Annotated in this window: 17 protein-coding genes; 9 read left to right on the top strand and 8 right to left on the bottom strand. The window is 58.4% G+C overall.

What is annotated here, in order from left to right; translation table 11 throughout:
* Positions 1–22: 22 nt before the first annotated feature.
* Positions 23–664 carry a 2-hydroxychromene-2-carboxylate isomerase gene (locus tag ACO0LO_RS13635; RefSeq protein WP_422965159.1) on the top strand — a complete coding sequence of 214 codons (642 nt, stop codon included), beginning with the start codon at positions 23–25 and terminating at the stop codon, positions 662–664.
* Between the two features lie 39 nt (positions 665–703).
* Here the strand turns inward: ACO0LO_RS13635 and ACO0LO_RS13630 are convergent, their stop codons facing one another.
* Both ACO0LO_RS13630 and ACO0LO_RS13625 read right to left on the bottom strand, forming a co-directional pair.
* Positions 704–994, bottom strand: coding sequence for a DUF427 domain-containing protein (locus tag ACO0LO_RS13630; RefSeq protein WP_422964771.1), 291 nt, complete (start codon positions 992–994; stop codon positions 704–706).
* A gap of 168 nt (positions 995–1,162) precedes the next feature.
* Positions 1,163–1,864, bottom strand: a complete 702-nt coding sequence (locus tag ACO0LO_RS13625; RefSeq protein ID WP_422964770.1) for a flagellar basal body-associated FliL family protein — start codon at positions 1,862–1,864, stop codon at positions 1,163–1,165.
* Between the two features lie 346 nt (positions 1,865–2,210).
* On the opposite strand from ACO0LO_RS13625, the gene ACO0LO_RS13620 reads away from it, so the two are divergent.
* Entirely contained in the window at positions 2,211–4,118 is a 1,908-nt protein-coding gene (locus ACO0LO_RS13620; RefSeq protein ID WP_422964769.1) for a hypothetical protein, read from the top strand.
* Between the two features lie 50 nt (positions 4,119–4,168).
* Here ACO0LO_RS13620 and ACO0LO_RS13615 read toward each other — a convergent pair whose 3' ends face one another.
* From ACO0LO_RS13615 to ACO0LO_RS13600, 4 genes are all read right to left on the bottom strand, one after another.
* Positions 4,169–4,945 (bottom strand): substrate-binding periplasmic protein, encoded by a 777-nt coding sequence (locus ACO0LO_RS13615; RefSeq protein ID WP_422964768.1) that lies wholly within the window; start codon positions 4,943–4,945, stop codon positions 4,169–4,171.
* A gap of 100 nt (positions 4,946–5,045) precedes the next feature.
* On the bottom strand, positions 5,046–6,407 hold the full coding sequence (gene gorA / locus ACO0LO_RS13610) for a glutathione-disulfide reductase (RefSeq protein WP_422964767.1): 1,362 nt from the start codon (positions 6,405–6,407) through the stop codon (positions 5,046–5,048).
* Positions 6,408–6,430: 23 nt separating this feature from the next.
* Entirely contained in the window at positions 6,431–7,159 is a 729-nt protein-coding gene (locus ACO0LO_RS13605; protein WP_422964766.1) for a cytochrome c biogenesis CcdA family protein, read from the bottom strand.
* A gap of 2 nt (positions 7,160–7,161) precedes the next feature.
* On the bottom strand, positions 7,162–7,554 hold the full coding sequence (locus tag ACO0LO_RS13600; RefSeq protein ID WP_422964765.1) for a thioredoxin family protein: 393 nt from the start codon (positions 7,552–7,554) through the stop codon (positions 7,162–7,164).
* Positions 7,555–7,705: 151 nt separating this feature from the next.
* Between ACO0LO_RS13600 and ACO0LO_RS13595 the strand changes: the two genes are divergently transcribed.
* The 3 genes from ACO0LO_RS13595 (at position 7,706) to ACO0LO_RS13585 (ending at position 10,696) form a co-directional block, all read left to right on the top strand.
* A complete protein-coding gene (locus tag ACO0LO_RS13595; protein ID WP_422964764.1) occupies positions 7,706–8,332 on the top strand; it encodes an alpha-ketoglutarate-dependent dioxygenase AlkB family protein in 627 nt (208 codons plus the stop codon).
* A 273-nt stretch (positions 8,333–8,605) separates the two neighbouring features.
* Positions 8,606–9,682, top strand: a complete 1,077-nt coding sequence (locus ACO0LO_RS13590; RefSeq protein ID WP_422964763.1) for an acyltransferase family protein — start codon at positions 8,606–8,608, stop codon at positions 9,680–9,682.
* A 153-nt stretch (positions 9,683–9,835) separates the two neighbouring features.
* Positions 9,836–10,696 (top strand): AraC family transcriptional regulator, encoded by an 861-nt coding sequence (locus ACO0LO_RS13585; RefSeq protein WP_422964762.1) that lies wholly within the window; start codon positions 9,836–9,838, stop codon positions 10,694–10,696.
* An 18-nt stretch (positions 10,697–10,714) separates the two neighbouring features.
* Here the strand turns inward: ACO0LO_RS13585 and ACO0LO_RS13580 are convergent, their stop codons facing one another.
* Complete coding sequence (locus ACO0LO_RS13580; RefSeq protein ID WP_422964761.1) at positions 10,715–12,232, bottom strand: PLP-dependent aminotransferase family protein; 1,518 nt, start codon at positions 12,230–12,232, stop codon at positions 10,715–10,717.
* 115 nt (positions 12,233–12,347) lie between these two features.
* Here ACO0LO_RS13580 and ACO0LO_RS13575 point away from each other — a divergent pair, with 115 nt between their 5' ends.
* Genes ACO0LO_RS13575 through ACO0LO_RS13565 form a run of 3 tightly spaced genes read left to right on the top strand, consistent with a single transcriptional unit; the run spans position 12,348 to position 13,908 of the window.
* On the top strand, positions 12,348–12,749 hold the full coding sequence (locus tag ACO0LO_RS13575) for a GNAT family N-acetyltransferase (protein ID WP_422964760.1): 402 nt from the start codon (positions 12,348–12,350) through the stop codon (positions 12,747–12,749).
* A gap of 21 nt (positions 12,750–12,770) precedes the next feature.
* Positions 12,771–13,235, top strand: coding sequence for an OsmC family protein (locus tag ACO0LO_RS13570; RefSeq protein ID WP_422964759.1), 465 nt, complete (start codon positions 12,771–12,773; stop codon positions 13,233–13,235).
* 13 nt (positions 13,236–13,248) lie between these two features.
* Positions 13,249–13,908 (top strand): FMN-binding negative transcriptional regulator, encoded by a 660-nt coding sequence (locus tag ACO0LO_RS13565; protein ID WP_422964758.1) that lies wholly within the window; start codon positions 13,249–13,251, stop codon positions 13,906–13,908.
* A gap of 3 nt (positions 13,909–13,911) precedes the next feature.
* On the opposite strand, the gene ACO0LO_RS13560 is transcribed toward ACO0LO_RS13565, so the two are convergent.
* Positions 13,912–14,304: a VanZ family protein gene (locus tag ACO0LO_RS13560; protein ID WP_422964757.1), complete on the bottom strand. Its 393-nt coding sequence runs from the start codon at positions 14,302–14,304 to the stop codon at positions 13,912–13,914.
* 122 nt (positions 14,305–14,426) lie between these two features.
* Between ACO0LO_RS13560 and ACO0LO_RS13555 the strand changes: the two genes are divergently transcribed.
* A complete protein-coding gene (locus ACO0LO_RS13555) occupies positions 14,427–14,936 on the top strand; it encodes a DUF1993 domain-containing protein (RefSeq protein WP_422964756.1) in 510 nt (169 codons plus the stop codon).
* The last annotated feature ends 17 nt before the right edge of the window (positions 14,937–14,953 follow it).

The following is a 14,953-nucleotide window of genomic DNA, read 5'->3' as shown; positions in this document are numbered from 1 at the left end:
GATGAGCGCTCCAGAAACGTCTATTCCTTCCGCCATGCAGGCTGACTGGTACTTCGATTTCAACTCTCCGTACGCCTATCTGCAGCTGGAGCAGTTCGGGCTGCTGCCGCCGGAACTGCATGTCAATCTGCGGCCTATCGTGTTCGGTGCATTGCTGGGTCATTGGGAGCATAAGGGACCGGCCGAGATACCGGAAAAGCGCAAGCACACCTATCGCTATACGCAATTCCGCGCCGAGCAGCTGGGCATCCCGTTCCGGATGCCGCCTGCCCATCCGTTTAACCCTATATCGCTGCTGCGCCTGACCGTAGCCATGGGTTCGGGAAAAGATCTGGTGCAAAAAATATTCCGCTACATCTGGCAGCAGGGAAACGGCATGACTTCGCCGCAAGACTGGCAAGCGCTGTGTACCTATCTGGATATTCCCAATGCGGATGATCTGATCGGGCAGGAAGCAGTAAAGCTGGAGTTGCGCGCCAATACCGACCGCGCACTTGCACAGGGCGTGTTCGGCATCCCGACATTCGCGCTGGGGCCGCATTTATTCTGGGGAGAGGATGCGACCGGCATGCTATTGCATCATCTGGCGCATCCGGAGTGGCTGGATTCAGAGGAACTGCGGCGCATCAGCGACTTGCCGGTGGGGATAGTGCGAAAGATCTGAACTCCGTAGCGACGAAATTCAGACCCGATTGCGAATGAACTAGCGCTGCACTTCCACGCCACGCCAGAAGGCGATGTGGTTGGTGATCTCCTTGGCCGCATCCTTGGGCGTGCGATACGTCCACGCAGCATCCTGGTTGACCTTGCCGTCCACGACTACGTCGTAATAGCTGGCGACCCCTTTCCAGGGACAGATGCTCAGCTTTTCGCTGGCCTGCAAAAACGCCTTGTTGACCGACTCTTCAGGAAAATACACATTATTTTCGACGATTTCGACCTGGTCTTTGGCGGCCTCGGCGATGACTGCGCCGTTCCATATTGCTGTTGGCATCACGACTCCTGCTAGAACTGATAATGAATGCTCAAGTGTAGACCTTTTTGCGCTTCGTCGCTTCGACGCTGTTCACCATAAGTACATAATTTACGCTAAGCCACTTGCCGTTACCTGAGCAAGCCGCAAAAAAAAAGCCGGTGAACCGGCTTTCCTGGCTGGGATAAACTATCCCCTGCTCTGCATCATCAGTTCGGTCAGCAATACCGCCTGCACCTTGTCAACCTTCATCTGCGAATTGATCTCGTCTTTCAACTGCGCCTGCATCGCCTTAAAGCCTTCTGGTGTGCGCAGGTCTAGCGGATTGGTCCTTGAGACGACAATCTGGAAGATTTCCTGAATGACCTTCTTGTTTTGCTCCAGCCACTCCTGGTCTTCCGCATCCACCTGTATTGTCACCTGCAGCCTGGCGACCTGCCCATCCACATTGATGACGGCAGCCGGCAAAGCGGAATAGCTGAGGGCAGCGTCATTGGTCGGATCTCTTTGCACATAGGAATAAATTCCGCCGGCAAACAGCAGCGTGCCGAGCAGTGCGATGGCAGCTGCATATTGCGCAAATTTGTCTTTGCGGCGCAATGCCTTGGCTGGCGTTCTGCGCACTGTCGTACGCCGAAACGCGTCCTCCGTTTCTTCCACCGCTGGCGAGGCAACAAATTGCCGGCGCGGCTTGCGGCGGACGGGATCTTCTTTAACGGGAGCAGCTTCGGGAGCCATTGCCGGTGCGGCAGGAGTAGATGCGGGTGTAGCCACGGAGTCCCAGTCATCAAAGGAGTCAGGCGCGCTTTCGGCGAAATCCTTGCCGTCCAGCCCCACTCCTTCGAATTGCAGTTTCGAGCTAAGCGGCGCTGCTGTACTTTGCTTAGGCATTTTGGTACCGGTCTCCAAGGGCAATGGTGACAAGATAAAACGTTAAAGCGCAACGCGCCGATGTGATGTCACATTGCGTTTGCGGTAAGGTGATGAACAGGTGATTAGCTTGCCGGTTTGCACTGCCGTCGGAGCTCGCTCTCTACGGCTTGATTCCTGGCTGAAACAAAGAATGTAAAAAATCGTTACATACGTAATTGTTGCATCACACAATGCCTTGAGGCAACTATTTTTTTGTATCAAATCTGTTAAATTGACTAGAATGAGATTGTGACCTGCTGCTTCAAGGCGGGTTCTGGTTCGCTATCGCACAGATGCGCCCCGCGTCTTGCAGCAAGGTATCAGCATGGACAATACCCTCACCCCGCTCTCTCCGTTATCGCAAACGGGCTCTCCCACCCCTGTAGACAGGGTCAATGCAAGGCTGCTGGTTGCCGGCGCATCGTCTGCTGCATCCGTCGCGCCTGCAGATACCCTGGCTGCCAATGACGTGATCGAGCTTTCTCCTGCTGCGCGGCTGCTGTCGGCCGCGTCTGCGACGCAGAGCCTGGGCAGCAACCCGCAAGGCTTTTCCAGCGTGCTTGGAGCTGCGATTAATTTTGCCTCTGCCTTTAACAGTTTCAATAGCCTGAGCGGCTTGGGCAACAACAATAACGCGCTCCCAGGCTTCAGTACGGGCGGATCGGATCCAGGCGACATTTTCAGCTTGCCGGGGACACTGGGATCGATTGGACAATCGACGGATGCTTCCGGCACAGACCTGCTGTTGCAGGCGCTGACCAATACGCCGCTAAATGCAGCGGCTTCCGCAGGGAACGGCAACGGCAATGGAGCTAGCTTGCTGACCGGGCTCGCCAACGTCGGCATCACGCTGCAAAGCGGTGCCAGTGGCCAATTGCCGATCAGCACCAGCGCTTCGCTGGTGGTGGACCCGCTCAAACTGCAAAGCGCTTTCAATGCCAATCCCGCGGCGACCAGCGCCGTACTGGCGCAGGCGGCCTCCTCGTTTGCACCGCTGGCGGCAAGCCTGGTGGCGCAGAGCAACAACTTTTTCCTGACGCAGCAAGACCTTAATTCTTCGACAGGCATTGAGGATATTTTTACCACGCAGTTGGAGCTTCAGCTGGCGGCGGCCAGGCTGCCCCTGCCCACAGCGGTAACGGCTGCAAACGCCGCCTTACAAAAAACCTTGCAGGATGAAGCACTCAGCGAAGCGATCGTCTCCGCCCAGAATGCCGCCCTGGCAGAAGTGCAGGCATCCGCGGCTGCAAACGCCGCCGGCGCGAACAACTCCGCCATACAAGCGACAGCACCTGCTGCCCCGACGGCACCGACTAAGCCGACTACTACGCCGACTACTGCATCCACCGCAGCAACCCCGCAGCAAGACAATAGCGACGATACCGCAACCCCAGCCCAGGCTGCCAGCAGCGCAGTTGCGGCACCCGCCGCGGACACGAATGCCGCTGCAAGCACAGTGGCGCGCATTGCCAGTGCCATCAGCACACCATTGAGCGCCAACGGCGGACCTGAAGCAGCAACAACAGTTGCCACGCCCGCACCCGCCGCCACTACGGCTACTGCTGCTACAACTGCCGTCGCGCAATCTCCGGCCACCGCAAGCCAGGCGCCGTCAAATTTAATAACACCATCGGCGCCGTCAGCGCTGACGCAGGCGCAAAACATCGCAACCCAGAATGCCTTGAGCGATGCGGCGGCTGCCGCACTGCTTGTCCAACAAAACGCCGTAGACAACGCGCAGGCGGCCGACGCCGGCAACGCACAGCAAGCAGACGACAACAGCACATTGGCGCCTGCACAAGCGGCTACCCTCGCGACAACAGCCGCGACGGTAAATTCCACTATCCCGGCCCAGCCGGCAGTGGACGCAACGATAGACAATACCCTGCTGACAGGGCTGGAACAGGCGAATGCCGATGCCCTCGCAGGCGCCGCCGTACCTGCAACAGCTACCGCAGAGACGACGGACCAGGCTGCAAATACCGCCAACCCGGAAACCAACCCCGCGCTTGACCCCGCTTTTGCCGCAGCCATTGCGGCATATAGCCTTAGGGCGCCGGTCGCCAATATCGTTGATGACAGAAATGCCAGGGAGTTGGGCAAACCGGCAGTAGAAGCGGTCAATAGTGTGGAATCGGTTTCCGCCGTTCAGCCGGTGACGCTGGACGTGCATGACGAGGTGGCCGCCGCGCGTAGAAACGAGATGCTCAGGAACGATACCGCAAGATCCTGATTCGATATGCCGCGATAAATCACGATATACCGCGCTATGCCGATCAGCATTTATTGTTTCGAATACTTTCCTAGCAGACGGGTAAAGCTACCATCCTCCACCAGGCTGTCATAGGCCGATTGCAAACGCCGTACCGTATCGGCCGGCGTCTTCTTGCTGGCGGCGAGATAAATGTCTGCTGTCAGGTCGATTGGCAGTGTAGCTTCGAATTGCTCGCAGTGGATATTTGCCCCCATGGATGCACAGGCCCCTTCAAACGCAAATGAGGACATCGGCGTGAGGTCGATGCGCCCTATCTGCAGCAGCCGCAAGGCTTCCTTATTGTCGGATACGCCGGTCAGGCCCTTGCCTCCGGCCGAAAATCCGTTCGCCGCCAGATACGTTGAACGCACGTCCTTGCGCACCGCGCCGATGCGATAGGCTTGCGCATCTTCCAGCCTTTTCAGCAGGATATCGCCGCGGTCCTTCTTCTTGTAAAAATAGGTTTTATAGATCGCCAGCCGCCCTATCCAGTAGAACGCGCTTTCCCGTTCCGGGGTGCGCGCAATGGGATAGATCAGCACGGCAGGCTGGTCGTCAATGACCTGCAACGCGGCTTTCCAGTTCATCAGCCGGATGTCCGGCGCCAGCCCTGCCTTCGCTGTGAGCAGGCGAACGAATTCAGTAGACGTACCGCTCACCTGACCCTCTTTCAGTAAGCTGTGCGGAGGAGCATCTTCGGCCAGCACGAGGATGCGTTGATCTTCGGCAATTGCCGCTTCGGTACACAGCACAAAAATTACCAGCGCCAGTGCAAAAAGATGTGTTTTGATTCTGATGTACGGCAAGCGCTTCTCCCGGTCACAATCAACAACATTTTCTGTTATTTTTCGCGATCCATTGTACAGACGCGGCAGCGCTTTGCCTATTGCTCCCTGAGGGCTTTCCTTATGCCTGCTGCTCGACAATGCGGCTGGGCTCGCGCATCAGCATCAGCTCTTCCGCCGCAGTCGGGTGGACCGCCATGGTACGGTCGAAGTCCGCTTTGGTCGCGCCCATCGTAAAGGCCACCGCCAGCGACTGTATGATTTCCGCCGCATCCTCACCCAGCATATGGATGCCGGCAATTTTATCGCTGTCGTCCCACACCACCAGCTTCATGTAGCTACGGTTGCTGAGGCCGGCAAAAGCTGTTTTCATCGGCCGGAAATCCGCCTCATAAACGCGCAGCCTGCCGCGGCGGGCCGCCTCTTCTTCGGTCAGGCCTATCGTACCCAGCGGCGGATTGGTAAACATCGCCGTCGCGGCCGATGCATGATCCACTGTACGCTGCATGCCCTTGTACAGATTGTTGGCAAAAGCACGGCCTTCCGCAATTGCCACCGGCGTCAGGTTCTTGCGGCTGGTAAGATCGCCAATTGCATAGATGCCCTTGACGGTAGTTGCGCTGAATGGGTCCACGATCACGGCGCCGTTCTCCTGCACGCTGACGCCCAATGCTTCCAGTCCCATGCCGCCGCTGTTGGGCGTGCGGCCGGACGCATTCAGAACGGCGTCGAACTCATGCGTATGCTGCGCAGTGACTATGCGCGCAAAGCCGGGACCGGCCTCGACGCGGGTGATGCGGCTGCCCGATTCCATGTGGATGCCTTGCAGCTTCAGGTTGATTTTCAGGCGCTCACGTAGCGAACGGTCGAAACCGCGCATAGGCAGTTCATCGCGGAAGAACAGCGACACCTGGCTGCCCAGTCCGGCCATGATGCTGGCAAACTCCAGTCCTATATAGCCGGCCCCCAAGACCGCCAGGCGCTTGGGCAGCACCCGCAGATTCAGTATGTCGTCCGACGTCATCGCCTGCTCCAGCCCAGGCAAGGCATCATTGCTGGGCCTGCCGCCGGTTGCCAGCAGGATGGTGCCGGCCTGCAGCAACTGCTCGCCTACCTGTACGCTGGATGGCGACACCACAGTGGCCTGACCGGCAAAGACAGTCACCTTGGCGGCGACCAGCATGTCGTGATAAATCTGTTCCAGCCTGTCGATTTCCGCAGTCTTATGATCCTGCCATACCGCCAAGTCAAAACTGGCGTCCGTAATGGTCCAGCCGTATGCAGGCGCATCACGCAGTTCACTGCGGAAACGGCTGGCATACATCATCAGTTTTTTCGGGACGCAGCCGCGGATCACGCAGGTGCCTCCGAGGCGGTCCCGTTCTATCAGCGCTACGCTGGCGCCGTGCGCCGCAGCACGGCGCGCAGCGGCAACGCCGCCGGAGCCGCCGCCAATGACGACCAGGTCAAATTTATCCTGCATTCAATATCCTTGGTTTGTTAGGGTCACAAAGAAGTGGTCAGCCGCACCAGCCACATCGGTGAAATATCCACCGCCACCGCCTCGATGCGTTTGTCCATTCCGGTCAGAACCAGCACCGCCACCGCGAGCATAGCACCGCCCAGCACTTGCTTGCCAAGCTTGCCGGCGCTAAAGAGTTTTTGGCGCAGTGTCAGCATGCGCTGGCGCGACAGCTGGCCCAGCACGATCAGCGGCAAGCCGGCGCCCACGCCGAACACCAGCATCAGCACCGCCACCTGCAACAGGTCCTGCCCCTGGCTCGCCAGTGTCACGGCCGCGCCCAGCGTAGGGCCGACACAAGGGCTCCACACCACGCCTAGCACAAGGCCCAACAGCAGCTGTCCACCCAGCCCTTCCACGGTCATTTTTTGCAGCAAGGTATTGCCCGCACCGCTCAGGCCGGAAGAAGCCTGCGCAAATTTTTCCTGCAGACGGCTGGAAAGCAAAATAATGCCGAACACAATCAGCAGGACAGCGGCCGCATTCCTGAACACCGTTTCATCCACGCCTATCGACGCGCCTATGCCTGCAACGAAAACGCCCTCCAGGGTAAAGGATGCCGCCAGCCCCGCCGCCAAAGCGTAAGGCCCCAGCCGATGCGCAGACACTGCGCTGCCCAGCAAGATGGGGATCAGCGGCAGCACACAGGGCGACAAGGTGGACAGCACGCCCGCACCCAGCGCAAAGGCGTAAGACGAAATACCGAAACTCATGCCTACAGCGCTTTTTTCAGCAGCGCAGCAAGCGATTCCTTATTGGTATCGCCGGTGGAGCGCGCCACTTCCTTGCCGCCTTTGAACACGATTAGCGTGCTCTGCTTGCTGACGCGGAAATTGCGCAGCACGTCCTTCTGCTTGTCGAAATCTACGCTCAGCGCAGTAATATCCTTCAGCTCCGGGGTCTGTAGCAGGTCCAGCAGCAATGGATCCTGCGCATGGCATACCGGGCACCAGTCGGCATGCACCATGACCAGGGTCGGCTTGCCGGCTTTTTGCAGGCTGTCGAAATCAGCCTGCGTATATGCCTGGCCGGTAACAGACATCGCAAAGGCCGTTGCGGCGACAGTGGCCAGCACCAGCACGAACAATTTGCGGAAAACGGAAAACATGGAAAACCTTTCTTTCATAGCGGGTCTGTAATGTAGTCGGCGAGTCCGTTATTTCCTTACACTGAAGTAACGCGCACAGTGTACGCCTTCCGGTGCCGCCGCGCTTTTTGGTTTAAGCTATAAGGCCCGGCCTTGTTATACAAAAATTATCGTGAACCAAACCCAGGACCTATTTGCCGCATCCACCCGCCTGGAAGCCATCCCTTTGCCGGATGCCGACGTCAGCTTTGCGCGTGCATTCTATGCCGCCGGCGAGTCCGCGCAATACCTGGACACACTGCGCCGCGAAACGGAGTGGCGCCATGAAAAAATCACGGTGTGGGGCAAGGAGCATTTGCAGCCCCGGCTGACGGCCTGGTACGGCGACGCGAGCAGCAATTATTCCTACTCTGGCCTCAGCCTGGAACGCAACCCGTGGACGCCTACACTGCTGCAGATCAAGGCCGACATTGAGGCCATCAGCGGCTACCGTTTCAACAGCGTCTTGCTGAACCTGTACCGGGATGAGAACGACAGCGTAGGCTGGCATAGCGACAACGAGACAGAACTGGGCCGCAACCCGGTGATCGCTTCCCTCAGTTTCGGCCAGACGCGCACATTCAAGATGAAACACAAAAACCGGCCTGAATTGAAAACCACATCCATCCAGCTGACTGACGGCAGCCTGCTGTTGATGGCAGGCACCACGCAAAGGTTCTGGCAGCATGCGGTGGACAAAGAGAAAAAAGCGATGGAATCCAGGATCAACCTCACTTTCAGGCATATCGCGGGCTGGTGACATCCGCTGCGCCGAAAACGCCGCACCTCGGCGGACAAGCCTCCTTTTGGATTTGCACGAACGTCCAATTGCCCCCTTGCCAACTCGCTTAGCCCAATTTGACAAAAATCCGGAAAATTGTTTTTTTGCCTATCAGATTTCACCTCTTTCGCTTCCGATATGTTGAAATGCGTACATTGCTGAATTTCGTTACAAATTAAGCTTCCCGTAACTGGCGCCGCTTCGCTATCATGGCGTCTTTTCAGGAAACAGCTTTATTTACAAAGAGTTACGATGTCCAGCCAGTCCAGAAGCGCCACTATCGACAATATCAAAGGGGTACTGATATTTTTTGTCGTGTTCGGCCATTTAATCGAAATGCATATCGAGGGTGACCATTTCCTGCACTCGATCTGGATCTTCATCTATTCCTTTCACATGCCGATGTTTGCCCTGGTATCCGGCATGTTTTCCAAAGCCGTGCCGGATGAACGCGATACCAGCCAGCTGGTAAAAAATATCGCCGTGCCGCTGATTGCTTTCGAGCTGCTCTACGAATGCGCCGAATTCCTGCTGAAGGGCCAGTTCAGCATCTATACCGGCCTGATCGCTCCGTACTGGATGCTGTGGTACCTGCTGAGCCTGTTCAGCTGGAGGCTGCTGCTGCCGGTGTTTGCAAGGCTGCAGTTCCCTATCCTGATTGCCATCGTGCTGGCGATGCTGGCGACCTATTCAGAACATATCGGTTACACGCTGAGCCTGTCCCGCACCCTGAATTTCTTCCCGTTTTTCCTGCTCGGCTGGAGCATGCGGGCTGATGCATTCAACCGCCTGCCGAAGAAATTGGTCTGGCTGAGCGGCGTGGTCGTGGCATTGGCGCTGATCGCGTCTTTCCTGCTGAAGAGCAATTTTGACTACCGCTGGCTGTACGGCAGCTATTCACTGCACAGGCTGGGCGCCGCAAACCTGACTGGCAGCATGTTCCAGGCGCTGCAATACCTGGTGTCGGCATCGGTGGGCCTGGCCTTCCTGCATCTGCTATCGCAGCGCGACCTGGGCCTGGCGAATGTTGGAAAACGTTCAATGTACGTATTTTTATGGCATGGCCTGGCTTTGCTGATCCTGGAAAAAACCGGCGCCGTGACTGAAATTTTTTCGATGGAAGACCTGCCGATGACCATCATCTCCTTTGGCGTCAGCCTGCTGATCGTCTGGGCGGCATCGCGTGAAATCACCGAAACCTTGACGCAAAAACTGATATTGCGCCCTTTCTCATGGCTGCTGAGCAAGCCTTTCGGCGGCGAGCCCGGCCCCAAAGCCATTCCAGCCAACAAACCTGCCGCAGTGACCAAAACAGCAGCGGCAGACTAGCTCCCAATTACAGGCCAGGCGGGTATATCCATTCGCCTGGTCTCGCGTTCCACCACTCTACCTCCCCTCAATTTTTCTTTTCGCTGCAAGTCCGCAAGATTTGTCAAATCCTTCCATGCTATCGTTTCACCAACACACCTTGGATGAGACTTTATGCAAACCCAGCACGGCCTCAGCAGCTACGAAAAACGTTTCAGCCGCGTCACCAGCTACATCTACGAACACCTGGATGAAGAGCTGGACCTGATGAAACTGGCCGACATCGCCTGCATGTCGGCCTGCCACTGGCACCGCATCTACCACGCCATGCATGGCGAGACGCTGGCCGCCACGGTCAAGCGCCTGCGGCTGCACCGCGCCGCCGGTTTGCTAGTGCACAGCGAAATACCCGTGGACCAGGTCGCCGCCAGATCAGGCTATGCCAACGTGCAATCTTTCACCCGGATTTTCCATTCGGTGTACGGCATGCCGCCGGCACGCTACCGCAAGGAGGGTAGCCACACCGTTTTTCAACAGCAAAACGCAGACAGGAGCGAGCACATGTATCCGGTAGAAATCAAGAAAATCACCTCAATGCAGGCAGCCACCGTGGACCACACCGGCTCCTATATGGACATCGGCAAGGCATTTGAGACGCTATACAGCTGTCTGGCCGCGCGCCAGATGTTCAGGCCGGGCATGCGCTCGGTCGCGCTCTACCTGGACGATCCTTTCTCTGTGGACGAAGCGCTGCTGCGCTCAAAGGCCGGCGCCGTATTTGAAGAAGCACCGGCGGCGGATGCCATACAGCCGCCGCTGGCGCAAAGCGCCATTGCAGGCGGCAAGCATGCGGTGCTCAGGTACAAGGGTCCGTATGCGGACATGCGCGTGGCCTACCAGTGGCTGTATGGAGAATGGTTGCCGCAGTCGGGCCAGGAGGCGGGCGATGCGCCGGTATTCGAGGAATACCTGAACAATCCGCGCGACACGCCTCCTACCGAATTACTGACCGACATCTACCTTCCCCTGCGCTGAAACAGCAAGGCATATCGGCTAGCGCCGACGCATGATCCCCGCCAACACGGCAATCCCGTGACGGATATCCTCGGGAGGTATCGAAGAGAATCCCAGCAGCAGGCCGGCCTGGTAGTCCGCGGACTGGCCCGAATTCAATGCGTGGAAGTCGTAGTGGCTGAGCGGCCTCAACTCTACGCCCTGCTGCAAGGCCGACTGTGTAATACGCAGTTCATCGGCCGCGCTACCGAACTTGCTGCTGCCGGAAAAATGCACCGCCAGATCCAGCCCCGCATCGCTGGGGCCGCACTCCAGTTCAGCGGCAAGCTCGGCCTGCAAGGCATCCAGCAGCACATGCCGGCGCTCTGCATAAAGTTCGCGCGTACGCTTGATATGGCGGCTGAAATGCCCTTCCGAGATGAAATCCGCCAGCACCATCTGCGGTGCAATCGCCGTATGTTTGTCGATCACCGCCTTCGCTTGCGTAATCGGCTCCACCAGCCCCGCCGGCGCCACCATATAGCCGAGCCGCAGGCCGGGGAACAGGACCTTGGACATGGTGCCGACATAGATCACGCAGCCCGCCTTGTCCAGGCTTTGCAGCGAGGCCAGCGTGGGCCCGCTGTAACGGTATTCGCTGTCGTAATCATCTTCGATGATCCAGGCCTGGTTGGCGGCAGCCCAGGCCAGCAGCTCCAGCCGGCGTTGCAGGCTCATCGTCATGCCCAGCGGCAGCTGGTGCGAAGGCGTCGTATAGATCAGCCTGGCATCGGGATACAGCTGCGCGCCGGCCCTGACCGACAATCCCTGTGCATCCACCGGCACCGGGCACAGGCGCACCTGGGCCGCATGCAGCGGCGCGCTGGCGCCACGGTAGCCGGGCGACTCCATCCATGCCGCATCGCCGGGGTCCAGCAGCATGCTGGACAACAGGAACAATGCCTGTTGCGAGCCCGACGTGATGATAATCTGCTCCGGCGTGCAATCCACTCCCCGCGCGGCTTTCAGGTACACCGCCAGCATCTCGCGCAAGGGCCGGTAGCCGGCAGGGTCGCCATATCCCAGATGCTCGCTGGGGCGTCGCCAGCGCCTGGCCTCCAGCCGGCTCCATACATCGAACGGAAATACATCCAGCCCCGGCATGCCGACGCGGAAGGCGCGCGGCCTGCCTTGATGGAAATGCATCCTGCCGTGCGCATGCGAAAACCGCAGCCCGCGCTCCGACAGCGGCCGCAGCATCGCCGTTGTATCCTGCGCGACAATGCCTGGAGTTCCCGCAGTCCTGGCAAGCGCCGGCAACTGGTCGCTGACAAAAGTGCCCTTGCCGACTGTGCCCTGCAAATATCCTTCGGCCATCAATTGCGCATAGGCATTCAATACCGTCTGCCGCGAAATTTGCAACAGCCGGCAAAAATCCCGTGTAGGCGGCAACTGCATGCCAGGCTCCACTGCGCCGCTGAGTATGGCCTGCTTGATGGCCGCATACAGTTGCCGGAACATGGGCGCGGTGGCAGTCCTGTCCAGTTGCAGCGAAGCGAGTAATTGGGTCTGGTGCATGATTTTAGACGAACCGGCCAACATTGGCATCTTTAAAATAGCATTTATTGGTACTTTTAGAAAGCCAATACAGGCTTTAGTATAGGCCCCATACACCCTTAACGTCGTGGATGCCATGCCGAATATCACCTATGAAATGGACCGCAGCATCAGCGCGGAACAACTGGCCGATGTCTTCCGCCGTTCCGGCATCACCCGTCCGGTGGACGATTTGCCGCGGCTGGCAAAGATGCTGGAGCACGCCAATATACTGGCAACTGCCTGGAACGGCGACCGGCTGGTCGGCGTCGCCCGGGCCTTGTCCGACTTCAGTTTTTGCTGCTATCTGTCAGACCTCGCGGTGGACCTGGATTGCCAGAAAAGCGGCATAGGCAAGGAATTGATATACCTCGTCCGCCAGGCCTGCGGCAACCAGTCGATGCTGTTGCTGCTGGCAGCGCCGGAGGCGATGCCCTATTATCCCAAGCTAGGATTCGACGCAGTTGCGAACGGCTGGATCATCAGGCGCCAGGCATAAATTTATTCATCAGGAGCACATGTGCATCACTACACCTCCCACATAGAATGGCAGCGCGGCGAACAGCCCTTCACCGACAACCGCTACAGCCGCGGCCACGACTGGAAATTCGACGGCGGCGCCGTCGTCCCTGGTTCCTCTTCACCGCTTTCGGTGCCGCTGCCGATGTCTATCGCTGCCAATGTCGACCCCGAAGAAGCGCTGGTCGCGGCGGCCTCCAGCTGCCACATGCTGGTGTTCCTGTGGCTGGCGTGCAAGCAGGGTTATACGGTGGACAGCTACCGCGACCAGGCCATCGGCATCCTGGACAAGATCGCAAAAGGCAAATTGGCGTTTACGCTGATTACGCTGCGCCCGCGCATCGTGTTTTCCGGCGCGCTGCAACCCAGCGCGGCCCAACTGGACGAATTGCACCATCAGGCGCATGATGGCTGCTACATCGCCAACTCGCTGGCCTGCGACATCGTCGTCGAAGCCGCCACCTGATCATTGAGGCCCCATGTACCTTCCCGCACATTTTGCAGAAGAAAGGCTGGACGTCCTGCACCAGCTGATCCACAACCACCCGCTGGGCACGCTGGTCACGCTGGATGCAGGCGGTCTGAACGCCAACCACATCCCTTTCGAAATCGCCGCTCCGGAACCGGATGCACCCTACGGTGTGCTGCGCGCGCATATCGCAAGGAGCAACAGCTTATGGAAAACCGCCAGCACAGACGTCGACGCGCTGGTGGTGTTCCAGGGCGCGCAGCACTATATCTCGCCCGGCTGGTATGAAGAAAAGCAGATCAGCGGCAAGGTGGTGCCCACCTATAACTACGCCACCGTGCATGCGCACGGTCCCCTGCGCATCATCGACGACTCCGCATGGCTGCTGGCCCTGCTGCAGAGACTGACGAACCGGCATGAAGCAATACAGCAAGCACCGTGGCAAGTAACGGATGCGCCTGCCGACTATATCGACAAAATGCTGGGCGCCATCATCGGCATAGAAATCCCGGTTACCCGCCTGATGGGCAAATGGAAGGTCAGCCAGAACCGCCCGCAAGCCGACCGGCTGAAAGTGACGCAGGGGCTGGCAGAACTGGACCGCCGCTCGCCCGACAGCAATGCCGCCGGCATGGCGAGGCTGGTCGCCGGCAACAGCGCGGATAAGTGAAGTTCAGCGCAAACCCGGCCGCGGCCACCACATCCATAGCGCCATGGCGGTGACCGCCGACGCGGCAATATCGACCAGCCAATCCCCGACCGTGGCAGAGCGGTAGGGGAAAAAGCTCTGCACGCTTTCATCCAGTGCGCCCATCCACGCCACCGTCACTACCGCCATGCAGGCGTTGCGCAGTTGCGTACCCGCAGATCCTGTGAATAGCAGCAGCGTGATACCGCCATACGCCAGCGCATGCAATACGCCGCCCGGGGCAAGCTCGCCGATTTTCTGCCGTGCGCCAGGCACCGAGCCTAGCGCTACTATCAACAGGTAAATGACGAACGCGCTACACAGGCGCCAGCGCCGGTAGCGCTCGTCCAGCAGAAGGGAAGATAAGAGAAGGCGCATATCCAGGAGCCGGACAGAAAACTGCCATGATAGCGTTTGCCGCACAAAACTCATAAGCTTATGAGTTCTGCTATCATCTCGCCACATTTGATCTCGAATGTCCAACCCATCCGGAGAGTATCTTGAGCATTTCCATGTACACAACTTCAGTTCCCGTCTTCAAACAAATGCTGAGCAGCCTGAGCGAGCTGCTGAACAAAGCCGAAGCGCAGGCAACAGAAAAGAAAATCGACGCCAACGCCTATCTGCAGGCACGTCTGTACCCTGACATGTTCCCATTGCTGCGCCAGGTGCAGATCGCCTGCGATTTCGCCAAGGGCACGTCCGCCCGCCTGGCCGGCGTTGACGTGCCGGGCTATGAAGACACTGAGCAAACATTTGCCGACCTGCAGGCCCGCATCGCCAAGACTCTGCACTTTATCGACGGCCTGACGACAGAGCAGATCGCCGGCAGCGAAGGCCGCGAAATCGTTACCCAGGCAGGTACGCCAAAAGAAAAGCGCTTCACCGGCCAGTCCTACCTGCTGAACTACTCGCTGCCGCATTTCTTCTTCCACACGACGACTGCTTACGCCATCCTGCGCCACAATGGCGTGGAAGTCGGCAAGCGCGACTATATCGGCACGTATTAACGCATATAGCAGTCACT

It is taken from the genome of Undibacterium sp. TJN25 (assembly GCF_049339885.1).
GTDB lineage: Bacteria > Pseudomonadota > Gammaproteobacteria > Burkholderiales > Burkholderiaceae_D > Undibacterium.
This window is presented reverse-complemented; position numbering and strand designations above follow the sequence as displayed.